We start from the raw sequence: 22,516 nt of genomic DNA on the forward strand, positions 1-22,516 counted from the left end.
AAGACAGCCTCTTTTGCTAAACGATATGTATCACAAAATTTAGATTAGGCGTTTTATTAATAATTGAAATACTATATTTCATTTTAAAATTATTGTGTTTCATTTTGAAATACAATATAGGCAAATAAAGTATCACTACTAATACTCTTTAAGAAAAGGTTTCTATAAATTTTTATTGAATCTATTTGATTCGTATTAAAATTGCAATAAATTGCACAAAAAAATAAAAAAATTATTATTAGGCTAAAAAGTTGGCATATTTTGTGCTTTTATAATTTAGTATAAATTTAAAATTAAATAAGGAGAAGAAAATGAATAAAAAACAGTTGATGAAATTCTTACTTGTTGCAGCTATACCAATAATTATATGGAACTTACCTGCACCACAAGGATTGAAGAAAGAAACTTGGGATATTGTTGCTTTATATCTAGGCTTACTAGCAGGTCTTGTCATTAAACCATTTAAAGAACCAATAATTACCTTAATCATTGTAGGTGTAGCACTTATGTTTATGGATGAGTCAATACTACTTCATGGATATTCAGATAAGATGACTTGGTTTTTAGTTGTTGTAACTATTGTATGTACAGCCTTTGTAAAGACAGGATTAGGAAAACGTATGGCATATAACCTTTTACTAAGAGCAGGAGATTCTACCCTAGGGCTTGGATACTTAATGATGATAAGTGATTTAATACTTAGCCCAGCTACAGGTTCAAATGCATCTAGAACAACTATTATATACCCTATATTTAGAAATATAGCAGAAGGTGCAGGTTCTAAACCTGATGATGAGCCTAAAAAATTAGGTGCATATTTAACAGTATTAACATATGTAGTCTCTCAAGGTACAGCAGCATTATTTTTGACAGGTATGGCAACTAATGCGATAACAGTTTCTTTGGCAGCAAGCATGTTAGGTGTTAACTTAACTTGGGGAACTTGGTTTATGGCATCAGTTGTACCAGCAGGCTTATTCTTACTAGTAGCACCACTTATAGTATATAAGATATATAAGCCAGATTTAACTCATTTAACAGATATTAAGCCACAGATAAGAAAAGATTTAGATTCATTAGGCACTATTACAAAACATGAAAAAATATTAGTTGTATTCTTTATTCTTGCAATTCTTGGATGGATGTTTGGTGAAAAAATACCTTTTATAAACTTAAATATGCAAGTAGTAGGATTTGTATTCTTGGCATTAGTTCTTATAGCAGGTATTTTAGACTGGGATGATGTTATTGGTGCTAAAGGAGCATGGAATGTATTTATATGGTATGGTGCATTTTATGGTATTGCTGGTTCATTAGCTGATGCAGGCTTTTACAATTGGCTGGCTGATAAATTAGGTACAGTACTTAATCTATCAGATGTAAATGGATTATTAGTTACAGTAGTACTATTGTTAGTGAGTTTGGCAGTTAGATACTTCTTTGTGTCAAATAGTGCATTTGTGGCATCTTTTTATCCTGTACTATTTGCAATAGTTCTATCTACTAAAGCAAATCCAATGGTAGTCACATTATTACTAGCATTCTTTGCAAGTTATGGAGCTTTATTGACTCATTATGGAAATGGAGCTGGTCTTATAGCCTTTGCTTCAGGGTATGTATCTCAAAAAGATTTCTGGAAAGTAGGTACTATCATGGTAATGATTGCATTAGCAATATTTTTAGTAATAGGTTTACCTTACTGGAAAATAATTGGATTATGGTAAGTACATATTAAATTTATATATTGGAGATGAATGATTATGCTAGATTTACTTATTATAAATGGTCATGTAATAGACCCTAAAAATAATGTAAATGGAAATAAAACGATTGCTATATACAATGGAAAAGTAACTGAATATAAACATGGTGATAAAGCAAAACACACAATAGATGCAAGAGGTAAATTTGTTTTTCCAGGGTTGATTGATGCACATGCTCATATGTTTGCAGATGGAACTGAAATTGGTATATATCCAGATAGCACCTATCTTCCAACTGGTGTTACTAGTGCAATTGATTGTTCAGCAGGAGTAGCAAATTACCAACTATTTAAATCTTCAATTGTAGCTAAAAGTAAAGTAAATATAAAAAGTTTCTTGCAAGTTTGCTCAGCAGGCTTGGTAACTACTAGTTACCATGAATGTATTGACCCAAAGTATTTTAATCATGAAAAAATAGAACGAATATACAATGAAAATAAAGATAATATATTAGGTCTAAAAATAAGATTAAGTGAAAATTTAGTAGAGGGTCTAGGGATAGAGCCATTAAAAGAAACTATTAAAATAGCTGAAAAAATAGGATGTCCTGTTGAAGTTCATTGTACAAATTTACCAGTTCCTACAGAAGAAGTATTAAACATATTAAGACCAGGAGATATATTTGAACATGTATATCAAGGTGTTCAAAATACTATCCTCGACTCAAATGGCAATTTATATGAATGTGTGAAGAAAGCAAGGGAAAGAGGAATCATATTTGATACAGGTGAAGGTAGAAAACATGGTGATTTTGAAGTTATGTTAAAAGCAAAAGAACAAGGATTTATAGCTGATATTTGTAGCACAGATTTGGTACTAGAAAGCATGTTTAGAAGACCTATATTCTCTCTACCAAATCTTATGTCAAGATACTTATGTATGGGAATAAGTCTATATGATGTTGTAAAAATGACAACACAAAATCCAGCTAAACTTATGAAAATTGAAAATCAGATAGGCTGTTTATCAGAAGGTGCAAATGCAGATGTAGCAATATTTGACATTATGGATGTCAAACAAATTTATACAGATTGGAAAGGTAGTAAATTCGAGGCAGATAAATTATTAAAAACAGAAATGACCATCAAAGATGGATTTATAGTATATTGTGCCCCAGATTACATATATGAAAATTAATTAGGAGGAAAAAAATGGGTTGGAAAATATTATTACCACAAGAAATAATGCAAGAAGGAAGAGATTACTTAGAAAGTAGAGGTCATGAACTAATAACTGGTTCAGGCATGGAAACTAAAGATATAATAAATGATATAAAAGGTATTGATGCAATTATAGTTAGGCTATCTAAAATAACGAGAGAGGTATTTGAAGCTGCTGATAACCTAAAAGTAATAGTACGTCATGGAGCAGGCTTTGATACTGTAGATTTGGAGGCAGCAAAAGAATTTGGTGTTCAAGTATTGTATTGTCCAGTAGCAAATAGTACTTCTGTTGCAGAGGTAACACTAATGTATATGTTATATTGCTCTAGAAATTATACAAAGGTAAGAAAAAGCTTTATAGATGACTATTACAAAGCTAAATTAAGAACTCCTAAATGTGAGCTTGATGGAAAAACTGTAGGAATTATTGGATGTGGAAACATAGGTTCAAGAGTTGCTAAGATGTGTATGGATGGATTTAATATGAAGGTAGTTGCATATGACCCATACAAATCATCTAAAGACTTCCCACAAGGTGTAGAAGTAACTAGAGATATAAACAAGATATATAAAGAAAGTGATTTTGTTTCTGTTCACTGTCCAACAACTTCTGTTACTAAAAATTTTATAGGAAAAGAACAATTTAGTATGATGAAAGAAACAGCATTTTTTATAAATGCAGCAAGAGGAAGTGTTGTAGATGAACAAGCTTTATATGAAGCATGTAGAGATAACATTATAGCAGGTGCTGGTTTAGATGTATTACAACAAGAGCCAGTAGATTCTAAAAACCCTATATTGTATTTAGATAATGTTGTGGTATCTCCTCATATAGGAGCAGCAACTAAAGAAGCCACTAATAGAGCCTCTTTACACTCTGCAATTGGAGTTAATGAAGTATTTGAAGGTAAAAATCCTACTTGGCCAGTAAAATCAATAGATTGGGATAATGCAACTATATATAATGATTAGTAAACACTTATTAGGAGGAATTTAAAATGACAATAGGAAATAGAGTATATTTAAAAAGAGATTTACCAGATAAAGAACTTGTAAAAAGATTTAGTGTATTACCAGCAGCAAATGTTGGAGATTGTATGTATAGGTCAAGTGCATTAAGTTCAGAAATAAAGTTAATGTCTTCACCAAAAAACAGAATGTGTGGAGTTGCATTAACAGTAAAATCAAGACCAGGAGATAATTTAATGCTTCATCAAGCTCTTAATATAGCTCAAGAAGGAGATGTAATAATACTATCTAATAATGGAGATAGAACACAGGCTATCATGGGAGAAATAATGTACAAATATCTTGCAGATTTCAAAAAAGTAGCTGGAATTGTAATAGATGGTCCAATAAGAGATATTGATGTTATATCAAAGTCTAATTGTCCAATATATGCTACGGGAACTACTCCAGGTGGTCCATATAAAGAAGGTCCTGGTGAAGTAAATGTGCCTATATCTATAGGTGGAATTGCTGTTAATCCAGGAGATATAATATTAGGAGACCAAGATGGTGTAATAGTAATTCCTAAAAATGATGCAGTAGACCTTATTGAGAAAGCAGAAGCAAATGCTCAGCAAGACCATGCTAAGGTTGTAAAGGCTTCTGAAGGAACTGCAAATAGAGACTGGGTAAAAGAAACTTTAGAAAAAAAAGGTGTAGAAATTATAGATGATGTTTACAGAGTTTAATAATAAATGACTCATATTCTATATCTATAAAATATTTATATATATAAATATTAAAATACGATTAACTATTAATTTAGTTAATCGTATTTTTAGTTTATTTAATGAAGATTTTATTTAACTACTATCTTATTCATTATTATTCTATCTTATGAACATCTTATTTAACTACTATTCTATCTTATGGACATTTATTTAATTACTATCTTATTTAATTATTATTCTATCTTATGAACATTTATTTAATCACTATTTTACTTAGCAAGTATTTAATTTGAAAGAGCATACTTTTTAAGTTTACGCCAGAGTGTAGTAGTACTAATCCCTAATTGACTTGCAGTAGCAGATTTTACTCCATTATTTTTCTCTAATGTTTCAAGAATTAATTTTTTTTCATAATCAGCAATTTTATTATCCACCAAATTAGGAGAATAATCTATTGTAGGAGCTGAACTTATATCCTTTCTAAAATGTGGCTCAGAAATTAATATATCAGAAACTAAATGCTCATCTATAAAATTATCATCACACATAACTACCAATCTTTCTACTATATTTTTTAATTGTCTTATATTACCAGGAAAGTCATATCTACTTAATATTTTGAGTGCAGAATCAGATATTGAAACTGGTTTGTTGTAATGAGATATAATAGAATATGTTAGTTGCTCGATATCTTCTTTTCGCTCTCTAAGAGGAGGTAAATCCAGTTTCAACACACAAAGCCTGTAAAATAAATCTTCTCTAAAATTATTATTATCAATCTGCTCCACTAAATTTTTATTAGTAGCTGTTATAACCCTTACATTAATAGGTACAACTTTAGTATCACCTATCCTAGTAACTTCCCTCTCCTGTAGTACTCGAAGCAGTTTGACTTGAACATCTTTAGAAATTTCTCCAATTTCATCTAAAAATATAGTACCATTATGTGCCAATTCAAAGACACCTGCTTTCCCCTCATTTCTAGCACCTGTAAAAGCACCTTTTACATACCCAAATAGCTCACTTTCAAGTATATTTTCAGGTATAGCTGCACAGTTTATAGCCATAAAAGGTCCATTAAATCTATTGCTGTAATTATGGATACTTTGAGCAAATATTTCTTTACCAGTACCAGATTCTCCAGTAATTATAATTGTAGAATCAGATTTGGCAAATTTCTTTGCCATATTTACTGAGTGCATCAATGCATCACTTGAACCTAATATATCGTTAAAATTACTCTTTGCACAATGAGATTTTGAAATCAGACTCTCTCTTATTTCTTTTTCTGTTGATTGAATGTTTTCTATGTCTTGTATAGTTGCAACACATCCAAAATGTAGGTTGTCAATTATAATAGGAAAACAATCAAATGTAAGAGAAGAACCTTTAAAACTAATTATATTGTTACATAGAGAATGTCCATTTTTAAGTGAGTCTAAGATGTCACCAGAAGTTAGATAATCTTTTATAAATTTATCAACTTGGTTAAATAGTAACCTTTTTGCTTGATTATTTATAAAAAGTGGTGAGTGATTTTTATCAATAGCAATTATACCACTATGGGTACATTCTAAAATTTCTTCTGTAATAGAGTTATTTATTCTCTTTTCAATTCCTATATTATATAGATGAATTGCTTCATTGATAGATGCATGAATAGAAGACTTTTCAACTTCAGTCTCTATACAAGGTTTATTATATTTAGAAGTGATTTCTTTTGTTGTTTTGCCACCTATAAAAATTTCAGTGCCATTATAAATTAATTTTTTTATTGTATGTTCAAACTCATAAAGAGAATTTAACTTAGGTATTTCTAAATCGAAATTTGAGATTTCTTTGAATCGTTTAGCCGTTTTATACGATGATTCTAGACCTATAAATCCTATTTTTGAAGAATATTTAAGTGCTTTTTTATATGAATAAAATATGTCTTCGTATTTATATCCAACGTCTACTATAGGGATTGAAACATGTTTACGCAATAAATCAACATTTTGACCACGAGTAATTATTACTTTAGTGCCTAAGTTAATTAGATTATCTGCTAGTTCTATGGTTTCTTTACCTGTAGCAATGTATGATGGAATTTTTATATGTAGTTCTTCAAGTACTTCATATACTGTATCTGAAAATAGCTTAGAAGGAGCAATAACTACTATCTCGTTTTTCATATTGTAAAACCTCCTTTTTTGAACCTCCCATGACTAAAGTTATCAATTCTTATAGCTATTTTTTCTATCAAGTTCTTTTTTTGTAAAGAATTCTGGATGCTGTTTCATCAATTGTTCAATAAGTTCTGGATGTTGTTTTACCATCTGTTCAAAGAGCTCTTCTCTATTAAAAAAATCTTGATAGTCTTCTCCACTGGCAAAACCATCTAAATATTGCCCATGGTGTGGTCTTGGTGGTGGTTGCATAGGTATTCCATCAAAATTATTACTATCCTCACTTTTTATAGTTCTATCCAATTCCTCAGTAATCTTTGTAAGAATATAACTTAAGCTCCTCTTTTCTTCTGGTTCTAATACATTAAATATCTGATTAGTTGAGTCTTCTTTCTGTTCATTTTTATTAATTTCATCCATTCCCTTTGATGTCAATTTTACTACCATTAATCTACGGTCTTTTTCTGAGTGCGTACGAGTGATAAATCTTTGATTTTCTAATTTTAAAAGTAACTCACCTAATGATTGAGGTCTCATATCAAGTAAATATGATAGTTCTTTTTGAGTGATTTCCGGCTTTATTTTCAACATGGATAAATACTCTGCCTTTACCTCTGTGCGTTGCTCTAAAAAATCCATGTGATTTATGATTTTGAAGGTGAAATTTATGTAGCAATGATTGTACTTTAAAAAATTGTTCTAATAAATTATCATCTTTTGTTTCATTCATTATTTACCCTCCTAAGTTAATTATTCATTTTATAATTGTATATTATCATTAATTATATTATTTTAAATCAGTAATTTAAAGAGTTATATTACTTATATCGAGTATAAGAGCAAGCCTTTTATTTGTCAATATTAGTTTGTAATAAATATAATCCTTCTACACTTGATACTTTGACCTATATTATAATATACTATTCAAAGTTTATATCATATATCCATGCTTTATGTCGCACATTTATAGTCTATGTTATACGTTTATTTTTTTACTCATAACTTCAGCCCCTATTAATTTAGACAATCTAGAAAGTAATTTGTGGCTAAACTGTCGTCACGTGATATTTTTATTTCTTCATTATTTTCTTCTAGAGAGATTATTAAACAATAAGTATATTTATCAAATAAAAAAAAGCAACTAGAATATAAAGCCATAGTATAATTTATACAAGAAATTATCTGATAAATTTTAATTTTGAAGTGAGAATAGGAAGTGTTTATAGGATTTGTCGTCAGTTTTTTGAATGCTTAGTTTTAGCAGATGAATGGTGTGGACATAACTTATTACGCTTTGGATAGGTATGCCTTGTTGTGATTTCAATAGATTGTCTACTCTTTCTTCTTTAAGAAAAAACGGTATAACATAAAGAAAATGCTATACCGTGAAACCTTAGAAAAATTCTTACTTGTCGCAAACGAAAATTTAAAATACTTTAACAAAGATAAAATAAATAAAATGATTACTTTTTTTCATAACAATATTTTAAATAATATTCTGTATATTCCATTAAAGTTATTGAATTATATCTATTTCTACTATAAGTAATAATTCTATTGTGTATTTAAAGTAACTAGTTTTCTATATATACCATTTCTTATAAATAGTTCTTTATCTTTACCTGATTCCACAACTTTTCCTTTTTCAAGAACATAAATATTGTCTGCATCTTTTATAGTTGAAAGTCTATGTGCTATAATAATCACTATCTTACCTTTTACATACGCCCTAATATTTCTTAATATCTCGCTTTGGGATATATTGTCAAGTGCAGATGTTGCTTCATCTAGTATCAATATCTTACTATCATTTACTAACGACCTTGCGAGTGCAATTCTCTGTTTTTGACCACCTGATATCTTGACTCCTTTTTCTCCTATAATTGTATCAAATCCATTTTCAAGTCTACTTATAAAATCGTTCATTCCTACTACATTACATATATTTTTAAGTTCTTCATCACTTAAACTTTTATTTATACTTATATTATTTCTAATTGTATCGTCAAACATAAGCATATCTTGAGTAACAATATTTATACTTTTTCTAAGAGATTTTAGATTTATATTTTTTATATTTATTCCATCAATAGTTATTTCACCTTTTTGAATATCCCATAATCTGTAAAGTAAATTTACTATTGTAGATTTCCCACTTCCACTTTCACCAATAAGAGCTGTAGTTTCTCCCTTTCTAAATGTAATATTTATGTTACTTAGAATATAACTATCTGTTTCTATATCTTCATATGTACAATCAATTTGCTCATCTTGTTCTAAATTTTGTAATTTTTTCTTTCCTATTTCTTTATATGAAAAATAGATATTCTTAAATTCTATTATATTGCACTCTTTATCCTCTATTCTCAATCCTCTATTATTTACTTTTATATCTATTTCCTCATCTATTACTGAGTATACTCTATCTAAAGATGCTTTAGCCTGTTGTATTCTTGTATTTGCTCTCACTATACTTATACATGGTCCAATAAACATATTTGTATATTGTTGAAATGCAAGCAGTTCTCCTATTGTCATATTTCCACTTATTATCTTGTACCCTCCAACACCATAAATGGATACTGTTACTAAGATACTAATAGATTTTGCGATTGCAATATTCCCATTCATTATTAAATCCAGTTTTAAGTACTTTCTTATAAGATTTTTTTCTTCACTTAGATATGATGAAAAAAACTTCATTCTTGATTTTGAAACAACTACATTCTTGATATTTGAAACATATTCTTGGATTTTATTTGATAAACTTCCTGAATCTTCTCTTATCTCTCTTGTGTTTTTAGATATAAGTTTGGTAAATTTATTTTGAAAAATACTTAAAATTATTTGAAGTATTAGAACTATCAAAAACAAATCAACTTGCATTCTTACTAGGAAAAATAAAGCCATTGAAGCTGTAAATATATTTACTAATATAGAAAATGCAAGTTCTGCTCCAAAATTTTCTATTATAAATATATCACTTTCAATTATTGAAATAATATTCCCTGTCTTTATATTTGAATAGTATTTTCCTGATAGTTTAGATAAATGATTGAGTAATTTTATCTTTATATCTACTGTTACATTCTTTTTTATAGCCGAATATAAATATGATAAAAGAAGATAAAGTATTGCTGAAGATACTCCAGCAGCTCCATATATAAACATTAGTTTTAAAAGAAGGTTAACATCTTTTGTTCCTATCCCTTCATCAACTATCATTCTTGTTACTTGAGGCTGTACTAAATCAACTACTGCTACAATTATTACCATAATAAACGAAAGTAAAAGCTTTCCCTTATTCTTCTTAAAAGTAAGGAATGCAAATCGTTTTAAGCTCTTATTCTTATTATTCATATTTTCTATTTTCTTATTTTTAGAACACTTTTTCTTCATTTCATCCACCTTATTTAATTATTAATCAATACTAAATATAACTTCCAAGACTTTTTATTTATTTTAATATTCTATATTATTGATATGTCTTTACTATATGGATTTTATTATTCAAAAGTTATTCTTCTTTGACAACATTAAATTTTAATTTCAGTTTCACCCATATTATGCTCTTCAAAACTTTTATCTAAAATTTTCACAATTTTCCCATCACTTATAGTAATTATTTTATCTGCAGTCTCTGCTATTTTATCACTATGAGTAATCATAACAAGTGTTTGAGAAAACTCCTTTACACAAATTTCAAGCAACTCCATTACTTCCGCTGTAGTCTTACTATCTAAGTTTCCTGTTGGTTCATCTGCAAATATCACAGATGGTTTATTTGCTAAGGCCCTTGCAATTGCAACTCTTTGTTGTTGACCTCCAGAAAGCTCATTAGGAAACCTTTTTACTTGTGACTCTAATCCTAAACGGAATATAAGATTATTTATATGTGTTTTATCCTCTCGTTTTGAATCTAATAATACAGGTAATACTATATTGTCATATACATTTATAACAGGTATAAGATTATAACTTTGAAATATAAATCCAAACTCTTCTCTACGTATTTTTGATAATTTATCATCATTTAATGTATAAATATCTAAATCATCTAAATACACGTTTCCTGATGTTGGTTTGTCAAGACCTGCCATACAATGAAGTAATGTACTTTTCCCAGAACCACTAGCTCCTACTATTGCTGTAAACTTTTTAGGTTCTATTTCAAGGTCAATTCCTGCTATTGCATGAACTTCATTTTCATATTTACCATATATCTTTTTTAAATTTTTTATTTTCAGTGTTTTCATTATTTCCTCCATTTCTTTTCTAGTAGTGTGCAATTTTAAAATATCAAATAAAATATTCACTTTTATTGTATTTTCGTTTATGTAAAATAGATTTTAGTTAAATAGAGTTATTGACACTAGCTTTATTCAAATGTTTACATACCAAATTCACCAAATCATTTAAATTCTCTAGCTCATATAAAAACAGTCCTTTATAACTTATCTCAATTTCAAATTCTTTATTTATCTCTGTAAGAAACTTAAACGCATTATGATTTCCTAAATCTGTAAAGTTATTAAATATAGAATATTTATCTAAAAAATCTAAGTCTATTTTATGTACAGCAAACTTTTTATTTATCATATTGACAATTCGTCTTGAAATATCTAATTTTTTGTTTTTGGTAATACATAAATCAAAATTATTCTGCTTATTTCTAAATTTTGATTTAACTGTATTAATATTTTTATCTAAGCTTTCTTTTTCAAAAATTTTTTCAAGTTCATCAAACATTATTTTTCCATATTTATTAAATATGTTACAGATAATCCCTGTTACAACAGCTGAAGCTCTACTGCTCTTTCCAAAATGAGTTACTTCATTCCTAAATTCAACAAAACACTCTTTTGTATTCGCTATCATTTGAATCTTTTTTCCCTTTTCATAGATATAATCATTATCATTATAAATATCATTACTTCCAGTTACACCTATAACAGAATTAAAAACAGTAGGAAAACTATCACAATCCTTAGCTCTTTTATGGTGAGATGATATTATAATTTTTCCTTTCTTACAAAGTTCTTCACATATATATTTTAATTCTCGCTTATATTTATCATTTAAAGTAGATGCTGAAATATTTATTAAATCGATATCTGAATCTAAATTTCTTTCTAATGCTTCTAATAATCTCTCTCCACTAGTACGCCCTCCTTGATTAAAAATTTTTATTGGATAAATTTCAATCCTATCAGTATTTCTACATACTGATAGGATTGTTTTTGAACAAAGAGTTCCATGCCCATGTGTATCATCTAAATCTTTATATTCAACTATTTCTTCAAGCTGAATATTTTTATTAAATTTTATATATTTTTTTATAGAATCATCATTTACATCTATACCAGTATCAACTACTGCTACTTTTATTTTTTCCATCCAACAACCAACTTTTACCTTTCTTAAATCTTTATATTATAAAAATATTTTTAGTATGTATATATTTAAAATAATAGTATTTACCACACAATAGGCTCTAAAATACTTTTCATTTTTTTACAATTTGAATTTAACATCTCTTTATTATTTTTTAAAGTATACATTTTAGATGGGCATGTTGTACAAAATACATTTACTTTACAATCTTTGCATTCTTCCATGTTCATAGGCTTTAAAGTATCAAACTTATCAAATATTTCCATATTTCTGTTTAAAATTTTTTCTAACATACTTTCATCAAATTGTAATATATTAAACATCTTTAAATCATCATACTCTAAGTTTGGACATGGATATACATCCCCCTTATAGTCAATACTTATTTGGTTTACACCAGCTTTACACATATTTGAATTTAAACTATTTTTATTTATATAATCATCTTCACAAATATATCCAATATCAAGTTCATCATCAAGGTATCTAATACAACTTTCATTTCCTCTACCAATATTCATAAAATTTCTTATTATAGGAATTGTCCCTAATTCATAATTCATCTTATTAAATTTATCTATGTCATTTTCATTGTTTTTTCCTACAACCATAGACAAACCAATATTATTAAATCCTTTTGATTTAATATATTTAATTAAATTTATTACTTTAGTAAATACACCTTTTCCTCTTACCTTACTACAGCTTAATTCATCATAACCATCTAAGCTAATTTCTATTGCATATAAACCATCAATTATCTCATCTACCTGATTCTCTTTGATTAAAGTCGCATTTGTAGATAACCTTATCTTTCCTTTGAATTTTTCTTTTGTATAAGATAGTATTTCAAAAAAATCATCCCTAAGTAATGGTTCTCCACCTGTAATAGTTAAAATTCTTGGGTTTATTTTAACTATATTATCTATTGCTTCTTTTAACTCCTCTGTATCCAAATAATCCTTATTTTCAATTTTAGAATCTGCACAACAATAATCGCATCTTAAATTACATCTATTTGTTGGAGAAAATGAAACTAAATTCACTCTCTCTAATTTAAATTTATCTACAATAAAATTACTTACAAAACCTAATTGTTCTAATTTATCTACAACTTGTTTATAATATTTTTTATCTTCATCAAGATTAAATACATCTTCCAGTTTATCAAGAGGTTTTTTATTTTTTATTGAATATTCTATAACTTTATAACATTCAATAGGAATTTTTATCCATTTACCATTTATCTTATTAGCAAGAATTACTTGATTTTCATTTATTATGTTGTCACATACATCATTTATAAAAAATCTATCTTCCATACTTTATTACCCCCTATATTTATGACAGTATAAAGAATTGTACTTCCATATTAAATTTTTATGCTATATCATTACCTCTTTAGATTTCTCTTCCATCTTTATTTTTCTTGTTGTTGTTAAGATAACTTTCTCCAGTGCACATATTATTGGAATTGCTTTATTAAATTCCCCTGTAACTTTTCTATTCATAAGTTTACATCTAACTGAAGTACACCACTCTTTCCTTAAGCAATCCTTACACTCTTCATTCTCTGAAATATAAATTTTAATAAGCTCTTGTCTTTTTTCTTCACTAATATTCCTGTCAAAGACACTTCCAAGTTTAAACTCATTATCTCCAACACTAAAAGTACATGGGAATATATCTCCATTAACATCTATTGCAAAACTAACAATTCCACCAAAGCATTCTCCCTTTTTAATATTCAAATTTTTAATATCAAGTAAGCTAATATCTATGTTCGGATGTTCTTTTTTTAAATTTATTAACTTTGAAATTTGCTCATTAATTATATCTATATGATTATTTGTCCAGTTTAAACTCATAAAATCAGCAATTGGTACTATATTAGTAAATCCATACCTTACAATTTGAGCTATACTTTCATATAGTTCAGAAATTGTATCTGGTGTATATGTCATTCTTACTCTGACGTCTTTGCCTATATCTAAAAATCTTTTAGCATTTTTTATCACTAAATCGTAACTACCATCACCATTTGAAAATATTCTATTTTTATCATGAAATTTCTTAGTTCCATCAATACTAATTGAAATATTATCTATATTTTTACACATAAAATTTATAATTTCTTCATCTAAATAAGTTGCATTAGTCGTCATATCATAAATAATTTTTCTTTCTAATACTCTTTTGGATAGCTCTTTATGTATATGCTTTACTAATTTAAAGTTTATAAGAGGTTCTCCACCATGAAATACAATATATAATGGAATATCAAGTTCTTCATTTTTAATATTCTTACAAATAAAGTCTATGGTTTTATTAGCAGTATTTATATCCATGCTCTTACCTCTATCCATTCCTCGTTCATAGCAATATGTACATCTTAAATTACATTTTTCTGTAACAAATATCGTAAATTTCAGTTATACTTCACCTCCCCAAATTGCTAGCTCCATATTTCTCTTCGTTAAATTACACCATATGTTTAATTCTTTATCATCATTTTTTACTTTGTTTACCATAGCTGGACACTTAAAACAAAAAATATTCACATCACAATCTTTACATTTTTCAAAGTTAAATGGATATATTTCATTAAGATTCCTAAAAGCTTGATTTTCTTTTAGGTCATTCTCTTTCAGGTTATTTATAATTTTTTTATCAAATACACTTCCAACTAAGTATTCCTTTTCCACAAGAGAGGGACAAGGATATATATTTCCCTTATGATCTATAAATACTTGCTCAATACAAGCATTACATGAACACGAACACGGATTTATCCTATTCTTCTTACCATTCATTTCATTTTCACGAAACTTAGGTATCACAAGTGGTAAAACAGAGTTTTCATCTGAGTAAATTTCTCTATTTATTAGACCTCTTCCACTCGGAAGAAAATATCTTTCAATAGCTTTTGTATTAAGATCTTCATTAAGTTTTTTAAATTTTTCTGACATTTGATAATTTTTTTCACCAAAAACCATAGATAAACTTATATTATTAAACTTCTTATTTTGAAGTTCATACACTACATTTAATACTTTTTTAAATACACCTTTTCCTCTTATGTTGCTACATGTTTCTTCATCAATTCCATCTAAACTTATATCAACTTTATGAAATTTACTGATAATAAAGTCAATATTTGTATCATTAATTAATGTTGCATTTGTTGATAAACTAAGTTCCTCTAATGGAAGTTTTTTTTTGATATAATTCACAATTTCAAAAAAATCTTCTCTGACCAATGGCTCTCCACCAGTTAAAACCAAACTTCTTACATTTAACTCATATAAATTATCTATTAATTTTAAAATCATACTAGTATCCATATAATCTTCTTCTTTAGGACTACAACTTGAAACGCAGTGATTACAACTAAGATTACATCTATTTGTAAGAGAAAGATGCATGTCTTTAAAGTTTTTTTTGTTGAATAGATTCCCATCAATTACTTCGTTTTTTATCATAATATTTAATATAGATTCGATATATTTCTTATCTTCATCTTTTTTAAAACAATCTATTAATTCTCTGACTTTCCATTTGTTTTTTTCAGCAAGTCTAGTATATTCATATACTTCTTCTGATAATTTTACATGTCTCTTTTTTTCTTTATTATATAGAATAACTTTTCCATTTCTTTTGTTTATTAATAAATCATTTTCTCTAAACTTTATCTGTATATCATCAAACAATCTTATCACCCCATGTTATCTTAGAATCTCAAACTTAATCATTTTGTGAAATACCCTCTGTTATCTCTGTTCCTTCAATCTTATCTTTAGATAGATATACTGCAACAAACCCCATAATAATAAAAATCGCAAATAGTATAAATATCTGATTAAAAGGAATGTTATATTCTATAGTCCTATTAAATCCTCCTGCTAAAAGAGTTTTATTTGATTTTGAAATTCCCCAGTTATAATATATGGTTGCAATTATAGTTCCTATTATAGTTGCAATGATTCCATATAATTCACTTTCAATTATTAGAACTTTTTTAATACTCTTGATACTCATTCCAATTGCTCTTAGCGTTGACAATTCTTTTCTCCTTGATATAATGTTACTTCTCATAATGAAAATACTATTTACAGCAAGTATAAGTATAATTAGGCATTGATATATTGCTGCAAGCCTTTCCTCTGAGCTTTGTTGTACTCCAACCAGTTTCAAATCCTCACCTTTTCCACCAATTGATGTAAATGAATAATTCTTTGTTAATTCTTCTAATTTTTTTTCCACTGGATATAATTTACCTTTTTGAGTCATCACATAAAGCTTATTATATTCCTTTTGACCTGTTAGTTCTCTATAGTCATCTTCTCTAAATATTACTTGTGCTCCACTAGCATGAACATTGCCATCTTGAGCTGCAGCATATACTTCTTTCATAATCGCACTAACTTCAATCTTAAATGCTTCATACTTTTGAGTACCATCTTTGTATACAGGTAATTTTATGTCTATAACATCTCCAACCTTTACATTCTCAATTACCTTAGCATCAAATGAATGTGTAACTTGTGAATTTGTATTATTCACCAACATAACTTTCTTATATTGTCCATTTTTAGTATTTATCAAATTTTTCCCTTCTTCAATAAATGATTCTCTTTTCTTTAATAATTCGTCGCTATAACCTCTTATAAGAAGTGGATATTCATTATCATTTTTGTCTTGAAATAGTAAATTTCTTCTATCTAGTTCCTCTTTATAAGATTTTGATATTTTATCCTTAGATAATAAAATATATCCATTAGGATTAAAAAAGTTTGGTTCTACACTTTCTACCCCTTCTATATTTTTTATCTCTTCTATCATACTTTCATCAATTTTGTAAAATAAGCTTTCTGTACCATTGTAACTACCGCTTACGGTTTTATCTACACTTCCATATGACATGCCAAGTCCGCCACCAGTTACTCCTGATTCTATGTTGTCCTTTAATAGACTTTTTGTGCCAAGGTTAAATATAAACATTGTTCCAACCATGGTAATCGCAAGTATTGTTATAATTGTTCTAGATTTATTTCTCCCTATATTTCTAATTGCAAGACTTCTAATTATGTTACCCTGCGTTTTGTTTGTTTTATTACTACTATATTTTAATTTTCTTTCATACATTTCACTACTTCTTATTGAATTAATTATAGACATCTTCACAGCTTTTCTGACTACTATAAAACTACTTATTGACACTGCTAATATAGAAACTGAAAAAGAATAAATTATACTTGAAATCTCTACAGTCATCATAGAGCTATATCCATAGATTAATCTCACTCCAATGTATGATAAAATCATTCCAAGTAACATACCTATTATCGTTCCTAAAACTATATAAATAAGACTCAGTACTGCAAACATACTCTTGATTTTCTTATTTGACATACCAATTGATCTCATAAGTCCTATTTGAACTATCATATCTTGCAGAATAATATTAAAAATATTGTAGATTACAAGGCTAGATACAATAACTAAAAGAAACATCTTTTGAATATTTTCCTTATTTTCAGATAAATCTTTTAATAGTTTTGCTGCACTAACTTCTGTATTTTCATGTAAGTAATCCCAAGTAAGATTTAGTTTCTTTTCCATTTTACTGATAAATTTAGATGTATTTTTTTCAGATTTAAGGAATATTACACCTTTATATGTATCTTCAGTTCTTATTGGAAGTTTTGTGCCTTTATATATAAAAGCCTGAGTTTTAATTCCTCCTAGTGAACCGGATAGAGAGGTATAGTATTTATTTGGCTTTTCAATTAAACCAACTATTTTAAAAGTTTGATTGGCACTATCCATTTTGTTAGTTCCATCATTATCAACATACTTATTCATTAACATTAAATCAATATTCTTGTTTAATGGATTACTTATACCTATCTGTTTTGCAACCTCTTTTTCTATGACTATTTCGCCTTCTTTAGTTGGATTTCTTCCTATCATCTTATAATTAAGTGACTCTATAAAATCTTTATCAAATGAATTTAAAGCAAGTTTAACACCACTTGCCTTATTAATTACTTCACAAAAATATTCAACACTGCTTGATTTTTTTACTTCAGTATCATTTTTCAACTTTTTTGCTTTATTTATATCAATTCCTTCAAACCATATTTGATATTCACCATGTAAGTTCTTTGCTTCTTGTATTTGAGAATCATAACCCTAAGCTCTAATTACAATAATTGAGAAAATAAGCCTGACTGAAAGTATAATACTCGATAATAGTGCTACTGTTTTTCCTCTTTGTTTTTTCATATAAGAAATTGCAAGTTTTACTATAAACAAAACTTCTCACCTCCATGACAAAAATTTATCATCCCTTATAAAACAAATTTTCTATTTTGGGGACATAACTCATTGCTTAATTACATAACATTCTTATTTATAAAACTTTCTATTATCCTATTTACACTTTAAGTTTGGTGCAGTTCAAGTACTACATAAAATTTTAAATTGAGACTTTGACTAACATGTATAATCTAAATTTATATGTTATTCTATTATATCTATACCTTTATAGTTGCATAATTTTTAAATAACTTTATTAAGTTAAATCCTTAAATAGTTTATATTAGAATATGATTAATTTTTGTATAACCAAGAATGCCACCCGCATAGCAGGTGGCTTATTGTTGTCAATAATCTAAACTTTCATAGTAAAACTTAATATGCTGGTGAGCCTTTTGGTGATGTTCCTGAGCTACAATCTCTTAAGCAATCATATATTCCGTTATATGGATCATTTTTACATGGATCTGCTTGCACCTCTACCTCTTCTATCTCTATTTTGTCAGTGATTTTTTCGATTTGTAATTTTTTATTTTCCATAATTATTCCTACCTTTCTGTAACTTTGTACTTTTTAACTTACACAAGCTACATATCAATTTAATTTGTTTGAAAATATTTTTTATACACGGCGCCTTATCCTATCGATAAAATATATAAATAAATATTTTCTATATGTAAAACAGATTACAATTCTAACAATTGCTCTGTAATTACAGATTTAATTATTTGTATCTCCTATAAATTACTTATCTTAATATAAAAAATAAATCTATAAAACCTTTTTAATAGAAAAATAAATAAACGATATTATGTTAATATTTCTTAATTTTCTTTTTATAAGAAACTTACTTATTTTATTTCTTAACTGTCTTATATACACCTGGTAATTATCAAATACATCTTTATAAAATTTTTATATGTTAAATTTTTCTTCTTAGTTTCAATAAAACACTCATATACTTCCAGACTTTGATTTATATTTTTATAATCTTTTTTACTGTATATTAAGATTAATTTATTTTTTCAATATATGTCTTCTTACTGCCTTTTAAATATGTTATAGAAAGTATTGTAATTATCTAATATATTTCTAATCAGAAAATATCAATAAATATATCAAAACTACAAATATCTAATAAAATTACTTTTTTAATATCTAGCTTGCTATTATGATATCACCCTCAAGTTTTAGATTCAATATACTATGTCTAACTGGACATTAAGCTTAGCTAAATAGATTATTTTTTGAAGAAATTAATAATAATTTGTACTAATAGTAATATTGTAATTAAAAATACAGCTAATGAGGAATATATAATGTATTCACTCATAATATTAAATATTAAACTTATTATAACTACTATAATTATTGATAATGTTATCTTTTTTATAATATTTCTATAATTCTTCTTCTCATAGATACTAAGAGGTTTATTTCTATGCTCTAAGGGCGCAACCTTATGTATTATAACTGTACTTAGTAAAAGTAATAGTATTAATATATATTTAAACTTATAAATGTCTATATTCTCAGTAACTAAAATAATTGATATATAAATTAGTGCAAATGTTATTGTACATTCTGTATAATTTCTAGCATGATATCCACCTGTAAATTGCCTCAAAGTACAGTAACAGACTAAAAATATAATTGTTTGTATAAATTTATTAAGAGCAATACCTATAAGTAATGCTACTGAAATATTAATGATAAAATAAACTAATGTCTCAAATCCATATCTATATATTTCAAAATCTTCATCTTCTATAACTTCATTTCTAACCAAAATATTTGCAAATTTATATGATAAACTTTTAAACATATTTATATTTCCTCCTTAAATACAAAAACTCTCTCTTGATTAGAGAGAGAATTTTGTACTTGTATTATTTTTTTTCAATTTTTTTAAAGCCTGTGGCTCTTCTGCTTGATGAGCTATCCATGAGCTTGCAGTATTTGCTGATAATCTAGATATTCCTAGGCTTAATGTTGACATACTTTTAAGTAAACTTAATGCTATTTTTTTCATTTGTACTTCCTCCTAATCTTTTATTGGTATCATTATTTTTAATATAAACTCATTATCTGAGTAATTAACTATAAGTTCTCCATCATATTTGCTTACCATATATTTGATACTTGCAAGACCTATTCCATGTACCCTATTATTATCCTTACTAGTCTTAATACGTTCATCAATAAACTTAATATCATTTACTTTAGTATTTATGAACTTTATTATGGCAAATCCATTTACGTATGTAGCTTTAACCTCTATTCTTTTTTCTGTATTATTATTCATTTTCATACATGCTTCAATTGCATTATCTAGTGCATTTGCAAATATTGCACATATATCAACATCTTGAATAAATTGTAATTTTGATATATTTATACTGTCTTCAAATTCAATATTATATTTTTTACAAAGATATATCTTTTCTCCTAAAATTATATCTAATGTTTTATTGCCTGTATTTCTAAAATACTCAAAATCATTTATTTTATTTTCTAAATTATTTACATAAGATATAATTTCTTCTTTAGTATCATAGTTTTTTATACAAATCATATGATTTTTTAAATCATGATAAACATATTTTAATTTATCATGTATTTCATTTATAGACTCATAACTTTTATGATCTATTTTTATTCTCTCATTTATCAGTTCATATTCTAACTTGACTTTATCATCTTGTACAATTTTCCCTATTACTATTAAAATTATTATGCTAGATGACACAATCAATAAAGTTGAAAGTATAATTACAAATATATTATCATCGCTTACAGAATTATTCTTAAGATTATACCCAAATATTAATAACAAACTTACTATATTTGATAATATAGGTAAACCTATAAGCACCATATCCTTAGGTTTAAATTCTATAGATAATTTAAAATACTTAATTGACATAAATATTATAAATAAGAATTTTTTAGATATCACAATGGACTCTAATCTAAATAAATTTCCATTTAGTATTATATCAATATTATTTAATTGATTTATAACTACAACTATACCTATAGCTAAACCTTCCCCCATCATTAATCCTAACCAAAATAATAAGCTAATTAATATACATTTATATATACTCTCTTTGTATGAAGCAATATAAAATAAAGAACCTATTACTATACATATGATAATCTTAAAATTTGGAAATATACTCATAAAATTGACCAATGACATAGATACGAGTACAAGTGTCATATAAATTGTATATTTTCTGAAAGATATATTTTTTTTCCCCAATATACTCATGACTAAAAAGAATATAATCCAATCTATACAGCCTGTGATTATATTAATAATATCCCAAAGATTTATATTTAATGTTTCTAACATATTATATCTCCTAATATATTAGTTATTGCTAATTTTAACCCTTTCACTCTATATTTACTTACTGGTATACTCTTTCCATTTATTACTACACTATTTCCATTCATAGATTGTACTAATTTTAAATTAATTATATAGCTATTATGGCATCTGAAAAATCCAAATTCACTTAATATTTTTTCTATTTTGGAAATACTCATTTTTGTAGTGTATGTATTATCATGTGTATAAATCACTATATTAGGTCTATCTGTTTCTATATAAATAATAGAATCTATTTTAATTCTATCTACATAGTTCTTAACTTTGATAGTCAAATAATTATTCCTTTTTTTCATTATCTCATCTATACAAGGTAAAATATTTTTTGTGATTTTTTTTTCATTTATTGGTTTCAATATGTATCTATATGCTTTGACTTCATACCCTTCTTGCATAAATTCAGGAAATGAAGTCATAAATATTATCTCCAGATTTTCGTCAAACTCTCGTATTTTTCTTGAGGTATCCATACCATTTAATATCTCCATTTGTATATCAATAATTAATATGTCTAAATTTTTTGGATAGTTACGTAACAACTCTTTTCCTGATGAAAATTCATGTATATTATAATCCATGGTATATGAGCTTAATACCTTTTTTAATATATCTTTTATCTACAATGTAA

At 26.8% G+C, this 22,516-nt stretch carries 19 protein-coding genes; 4 read left to right on the top strand and 15 right to left on the bottom strand.

The window, feature by feature from the left end:
* The first annotated feature begins 311 nt into the window (after positions 1-311).
* From KGF42_RS00845 to KGF42_RS00860, 4 genes are read left to right on the top strand one after another with little or no spacing between them, the layout of a single operon-like run.
* The gene (locus KGF42_RS00845) at positions 312-1,724 is read left to right on the top strand and encodes a DASS family sodium-coupled anion symporter (protein ID WP_054272595.1); all 1,413 of its coding nucleotides are present in this window, start codon (positions 312-314) and stop codon (positions 1,722-1,724) included.
* Between the two features lie 36 nt (positions 1,725-1,760).
* Positions 1,761-2,900 (top strand): amidohydrolase family protein, encoded by a 1,140-nt coding sequence (locus KGF42_RS00850; protein ID WP_227825529.1) that lies wholly within the window; start codon positions 1,761-1,763, stop codon positions 2,898-2,900.
* A gap of 14 nt (positions 2,901-2,914) precedes the next feature.
* Positions 2,915-3,898 carry a hydroxyacid dehydrogenase gene (locus tag KGF42_RS00855; protein ID WP_054272593.1) on the top strand — a complete coding sequence of 328 codons (984 nt, stop codon included), beginning with the start codon at positions 2,915-2,917 and terminating at the stop codon, positions 3,896-3,898.
* Positions 3,899-3,924: 26 nt separating this feature from the next.
* Positions 3,925-4,623, top strand: a complete 699-nt coding sequence (locus KGF42_RS00860) for an RraA family protein (RefSeq protein ID WP_054272592.1) — start codon at positions 3,925-3,927, stop codon at positions 4,621-4,623.
* A gap of 266 nt (positions 4,624-4,889) precedes the next feature.
* Here the strand turns inward: KGF42_RS00860 and KGF42_RS00865 are convergent, their stop codons facing one another.
* The 15 genes from KGF42_RS00865 to KGF42_RS00930 all read right to left on the bottom strand — a co-directional run bounded on the left by KGF42_RS00865 (position 4,890) and on the right by KGF42_RS00930 (position 22,466).
* Positions 4,890-6,779 carry a sigma 54-interacting transcriptional regulator gene (locus tag KGF42_RS00865; RefSeq protein ID WP_227825530.1) on the bottom strand — a complete coding sequence of 630 codons (1,890 nt, stop codon included), beginning with the start codon at positions 6,777-6,779 and terminating at the stop codon, positions 4,890-4,892.
* Between the two features lie 42 nt (positions 6,780-6,821).
* Complete coding sequence (locus KGF42_RS00870; RefSeq protein WP_227825531.1) at positions 6,822-7,412, bottom strand: MarR family transcriptional regulator; 591 nt, start codon at positions 7,410-7,412, stop codon at positions 6,822-6,824.
* Between the two features lie 915 nt (positions 7,413-8,327).
* Positions 8,328-10,172, bottom strand: a complete 1,845-nt coding sequence (locus tag KGF42_RS00875) for an ABC transporter ATP-binding protein (RefSeq protein ID WP_227825532.1) — start codon at positions 10,170-10,172, stop codon at positions 8,328-8,330.
* Positions 10,173-10,309: 137 nt separating this feature from the next.
* Positions 10,310-11,029 carry an ABC transporter ATP-binding protein gene (locus tag KGF42_RS00880; RefSeq protein ID WP_021388373.1) on the bottom strand — a complete coding sequence of 240 codons (720 nt, stop codon included), beginning with the start codon at positions 11,027-11,029 and terminating at the stop codon, positions 10,310-10,312.
* A 97-nt stretch (positions 11,030-11,126) separates the two neighbouring features.
* Complete coding sequence (locus tag KGF42_RS00885; RefSeq protein WP_227825533.1) at positions 11,127-12,170, bottom strand: S8 family serine peptidase; 1,044 nt, start codon at positions 12,168-12,170, stop codon at positions 11,127-11,129.
* Between the two features lie 80 nt (positions 12,171-12,250).
* Positions 12,251-13,489 carry a radical SAM/SPASM domain-containing protein gene (locus KGF42_RS00890; protein WP_227825534.1) on the bottom strand — a complete coding sequence of 413 codons (1,239 nt, stop codon included), beginning with the start codon at positions 13,487-13,489 and terminating at the stop codon, positions 12,251-12,253.
* A gap of 63 nt (positions 13,490-13,552) precedes the next feature.
* Complete coding sequence (locus tag KGF42_RS00895; protein WP_227825554.1) at positions 13,553-14,599, bottom strand: radical SAM/SPASM domain-containing protein; 1,047 nt, start codon at positions 14,597-14,599, stop codon at positions 13,553-13,555.
* Positions 14,600-15,877: a radical SAM/SPASM domain-containing protein gene (locus KGF42_RS00900; protein WP_227825535.1), complete on the bottom strand. Its 1,278-nt coding sequence runs from the start codon at positions 15,875-15,877 to the stop codon at positions 14,600-14,602.
* A gap of 34 nt (positions 15,878-15,911) precedes the next feature.
* On the bottom strand, positions 15,912-18,272 hold the full coding sequence (locus tag KGF42_RS00905) for an FtsX-like permease family protein (protein ID WP_227825536.1): 2,361 nt from the start codon (positions 18,270-18,272) through the stop codon (positions 15,912-15,914).
* A gap of 90 nt (positions 18,273-18,362) precedes the next feature.
* The gene (locus KGF42_RS19755; protein ID WP_255650906.1) at positions 18,363-18,485 is read right to left on the bottom strand and encodes a hypothetical protein; all 123 of its coding nucleotides are present in this window, start codon (positions 18,483-18,485) and stop codon (positions 18,363-18,365) included.
* A 378-nt stretch (positions 18,486-18,863) separates the two neighbouring features.
* Positions 18,864-19,028, bottom strand: coding sequence for a hypothetical protein (locus KGF42_RS00910; RefSeq protein WP_003427913.1), 165 nt, complete (start codon positions 19,026-19,028; stop codon positions 18,864-18,866).
* A gap of 700 nt (positions 19,029-19,728) precedes the next feature.
* On the bottom strand, positions 19,729-20,313 hold the full coding sequence (locus tag KGF42_RS00915) for an accessory gene regulator B family protein (RefSeq protein WP_227825537.1): 585 nt from the start codon (positions 20,311-20,313) through the stop codon (positions 19,729-19,731).
* 39 nt (positions 20,314-20,352) lie between these two features.
* Positions 20,353-20,520 (bottom strand): cyclic lactone autoinducer peptide, encoded by a 168-nt coding sequence (locus tag KGF42_RS00920; protein WP_003427910.1) that lies wholly within the window; start codon positions 20,518-20,520, stop codon positions 20,353-20,355.
* Positions 20,521-20,532: 12 nt separating this feature from the next.
* Positions 20,533-21,849 (bottom strand): sensor histidine kinase, encoded by a 1,317-nt coding sequence (locus KGF42_RS00925; protein WP_227825538.1) that lies wholly within the window; start codon positions 21,847-21,849, stop codon positions 20,533-20,535.
* Positions 21,843-22,466 carry a LytR/AlgR family response regulator transcription factor gene (locus KGF42_RS00930; protein ID WP_255650907.1) on the bottom strand — a complete coding sequence of 208 codons (624 nt, stop codon included), beginning with the start codon at positions 22,464-22,466 and terminating at the stop codon, positions 21,843-21,845. Before KGF42_RS00930 ends, KGF42_RS00925 begins: the two co-directional genes overlap by 7 nt.
* Positions 22,467-22,516 lie beyond the last annotated feature (50 nt).

Source organism: Clostridioides sp. ZZV15-6383, assembly GCF_020657735.1.
In the GTDB taxonomy this organism is placed as follows: Bacteria; Bacillota; Clostridia; order Peptostreptococcales; family Peptostreptococcaceae; genus Clostridioides; species Clostridioides difficile_D.

Coding starts and splice junctions, on each gene's coding strand:
- KGF42_RS00920 (WP_003427910.1), bottom strand. CDS start 20,520: ATGAAAAAAATAGCATTAAGTTTACTTAAAAGTATGTCAACATTAAGC.
- KGF42_RS00880 (WP_021388373.1), bottom strand. CDS start 11,029: ATGAAAACACTGAAAATAAAAAATTTAAAAAAGATATATGGTAAATAT.
- KGF42_RS00915 (WP_227825537.1), bottom strand. CDS start 20,313: ATGTTTAAAAGTTTATCATATAAATTTGCAAATATTTTGGTTAGAAAT.
- KGF42_RS00865 (WP_227825530.1), bottom strand. CDS start 6,779: ATGAAAAACGAGATAGTAGTTATTGCTCCTTCTAAGCTATTTTCAGAT.
- KGF42_RS00925 (WP_227825538.1), bottom strand. CDS start 21,849: ATGTTAGAAACATTAAATATAAATCTTTGGGATATTATTAATATAATC.
- KGF42_RS00930 (WP_255650907.1), bottom strand. CDS start 22,466: ATGGATTATAATATACATGAATTTTCATCAGGAAAAGAGTTGTTACGT.
- KGF42_RS00845 (WP_054272595.1), top strand. CDS start 312: ATGAATAAAAAACAGTTGATGAAATTCTTACTTGTTGCAGCTATACCA.
- KGF42_RS00910 (WP_003427913.1), bottom strand. CDS start 19,028: ATGGAAAATAAAAAATTACAAATCGAAAAAATCACTGACAAAATAGAG.
- KGF42_RS00890 (WP_227825534.1), bottom strand. CDS start 13,489: ATGGAAGATAGATTTTTTATAAATGATGTATGTGACAACATAATAAAT.
- KGF42_RS00855 (WP_054272593.1), top strand. CDS start 2,915: ATGGGTTGGAAAATATTATTACCACAAGAAATAATGCAAGAAGGAAGA.
- KGF42_RS00875 (WP_227825532.1), bottom strand. CDS start 10,172: ATGAAGAAAAAGTGTTCTAAAAATAAGAAAATAGAAAATATGAATAAT.
- KGF42_RS00885 (WP_227825533.1), bottom strand. CDS start 12,170: ATGGAAAAAATAAAAGTAGCAGTAGTTGATACTGGTATAGATGTAAAT.
- KGF42_RS00850 (WP_227825529.1), top strand. CDS start 1,761: ATGCTAGATTTACTTATTATAAATGGTCATGTAATAGACCCTAAAAAT.
- KGF42_RS00860 (WP_054272592.1), top strand. CDS start 3,925: ATGACAATAGGAAATAGAGTATATTTAAAAAGAGATTTACCAGATAAA.
- KGF42_RS00870 (WP_227825531.1), bottom strand. CDS start 7,412: ATGGATTTTTTAGAGCAACGCACAGAGGTAAAGGCAGAGTATTTATCC.